The organism is Halomonas sp. ND22Bw (assembly GCF_003011945.1).
Lineage (GTDB): Bacteria > Pseudomonadota > Gammaproteobacteria > Pseudomonadales > Halomonadaceae > Halomonas > Halomonas halophila.
Genome location: NZ_PXWD01000028.1, coordinates 1 through 2,442 on the forward strand (window position 1 = coordinate 1; position 2,442 = coordinate 2,442).

3 protein-coding genes are annotated in these 2,442 nt (G+C 63.8%); all 3 read left to right on the top strand.

The window, feature by feature from the left end; genetic code table 11:
- A partial coding sequence (locus CVH10_RS25665; RefSeq protein WP_219924724.1) for a hypothetical protein occupies window positions 1-418 on the top strand: 418 nt, incomplete at its 5' end.
- Window positions 419-1,184: 766 nt separating this feature from the next.
- On the top strand, window positions 1,185-1,505 hold the full coding sequence (locus CVH10_RS16780) for a hypothetical protein (protein ID WP_106489318.1): 321 nt from the start codon (window positions 1,185-1,187) through the stop codon (window positions 1,503-1,505).
- Between the two features lie 189 nt (window positions 1,506-1,694).
- Window positions 1,695-2,442, top strand: a 748-nt coding sequence (locus tag CVH10_RS16785; RefSeq protein WP_181244436.1) for a protein rep, incomplete at its 3' end; no start/stop codon positions are given.

Sequence of the window (2,442 nt, forward strand, 5' to 3'; positions counted from 1 at the left end):
GTACGACATGGACGCCGGCGACTACCTCGCCAAACCGGACGACTCCCGGTCGTGGGGCTTCGCTGATGAGGTCTCAAAGGCCACCAGCAAGGCGGGAAGGGCCAAGGGGGTCCATCCCCATCACTTCCTCGTCAGGAAGGCTCAGGGGGACGCACAGCGCTATATCGAGTACGTGAAGGCCATGAAGGGCAAGCGGCAGCTCTATTGGACCAACGGCCTGAAAGCCCGTGTTGGTATCACAGATGTGACAGACGAGGTGCTGGCCGACGAGGACCGGGAAGCCGCCGACCTGCTTGGCCGTCTGTCTCCCGACGACTGGAAGATGATCCGGGGCAACGACGCCCGCGCCGAGCTGCTGGACTGTGCCGAGTCCGGTGGATGGCCAGCCGTTCAAGCGCTCTTGAGCGCCCTGCGCTGATCCCCGCTCCTGTGTGGGGTTTCACCGCGCAGCGGGGGAGCCCCACATAGGGCGTGGGATCGACCAGCCGCACCGACCGCCTGACCACCTTCGCACCCCCTGTCACGGCTAGGGCAGGATTCGCCGCGTGCTGGCGTTTGCCGGTGAATCTTTCGTACGTACGAAAGCGCCCGGCGTGCGCGCTTGGCCGTGAACGGCCAAAGCGCACAGAGGTGCGCGAACCCTTTAACTCGATATATGCGATTAAAGTGGGTAATTCGCTCCGGACAAGGTATGTCTGTGTACGCTCAAGCGCACCCAGACCCTTGCCCAATCGCTGCCGCTCTCGGGGAGGCTGACACCCCCTCATCGCCGATTAGAAATCGGCTCGATGCGGCGTCCGTGGGCGGGTCTTAGCAGGGTGTCGGGGCGCAGCCCTGACCCAGTCACAGAGGTCCCTCTGTGTATCCTGGCTTAGGCCATCCCAGCGTCACCTTTCCGATTCGGAAACGCCTCCTGGTCTCCGTCACCTGCCGCCCGTCACCGCCATTTGGATGGTGGTGAGCGAAGCGAACGCATGCCGAACCAGCAGGGCACCACACCGTGCGGAGGCACACCCGCGCGGGCGCCGCGCGAATCCTGCCATAGCTCCGCCGCCTCATTGCCGAACCGGGGTTCTACCCGATGCCCGTCGACCAGGTTGCACGCCGAAGGCGTCCCGCCCTTGCCATTTCTTCATTGGCGTTCTAGTATCGTCATTCACGAAACTAACTAAGGAGCCACGGCCATGGCTAGGAAACCGGGACGCCCGCGGAACGAGAACAAGAAATCTCGCATTCAGATTGCAATCGAGCCTGAGACCCGAGAGGTCATCGAGCGCCTAGCGGTCGCCATGAATAGCAGCATGGCAGCCGTTGCAGGCTCCATCCTGGACGACAACCGGGAGGAATTGAGGGTGACGGCTGAGGCCATGGAACGGGTGCTGAAGACCCCTACGCAGAAGGCCAAGGCGATGCACCTGATGATGCTCGAGCTTCAGAAGCGCAGCACCGAGGAACAGCTTTCGTTCCTTCAGGACATCTCAGACGAGGCGAACAAGGAAGAATAACGAGCGACGCCCCCGGAACGGCCATTCCGAGGGCGTCTGTGTATCACGTTGGGACACGCGGACACGCCTATGATTCTACCACCTGACCTCCCTTCTGCCAGCGGGCAGGATGAGGCCGCCGAGGCGGCCCCTCTAGGGACTACTGCGAAATCCTCTGACCACCCCGCTGAAAGCCCCGTATCACGGGCCGTGAAGGCCCATCGTGCCCTTCGGTACCAAGCGCACTCGCAAGCCCGCCAGTGGCTCACCGCTCAGGCCAAGGCCGAGCGCCCCGAGAAGTATCCCGGCGACGTGTACCGCACCGCCGATTGCCGGTACGTGAACCATGGTGACGTAGGGGTGAACTACTCCGCGCAGCACCAAGCCGCGCACTATGCCGGTCTGGTCACCTGTGGGTCCGTGTGGGCCTGCCCTGTCTGCGCCTCGCGCATCCAGCAGCGTCGCCGCGGCGAGATCCAGCAAGCCATCGACTGGGCCAAGGCCCAGGGCTACACCTTCGCCCTGGTCACGTTCACGTTCCCCCATCAGGCGTGGCAACGCCTGCGCGACCTTCTCGATCGACAGGCCGAGGCGTTCCGCCGCCTCCGGTACTCGAAGGGCTATCGCAAGCTCAAGCCGATGGGCCTGATTCGCTCTCTGGAGGTCACACACGGCGATAACGGCTGGCACCCCCACACCCATGAACTCTGGATCATGGACAGCCGGGAGACGCGCCTACAACCCGACCTGAGCCAGCTTTGGCTGGCCGCCTGCCGCAAGGCCGGTCTTGTCGATGCCCCCGAGGGGTCGCACCTGTGGGGAGCCTTCATGGCCCATGGTGTCGATGTGAAGTACGACATGGACGCCGGCGACTACCTCGCCAAACAGGACGACTCCCGGTCGGGGGGCTTCGCTGATGAGGTCTCAAAGGCCACCAGCAAGGCGGGAAGGGCCAAGG

Excerpts from the sequence above, each read along its gene's own strand:
- CVH10_RS16780 (WP_106489318.1), top strand. The coding sequence starts at position 1,185 with ATGGCTAGGAAACCGGGACGCCCGCGGAACGAGAACAAGAAATCTCGC.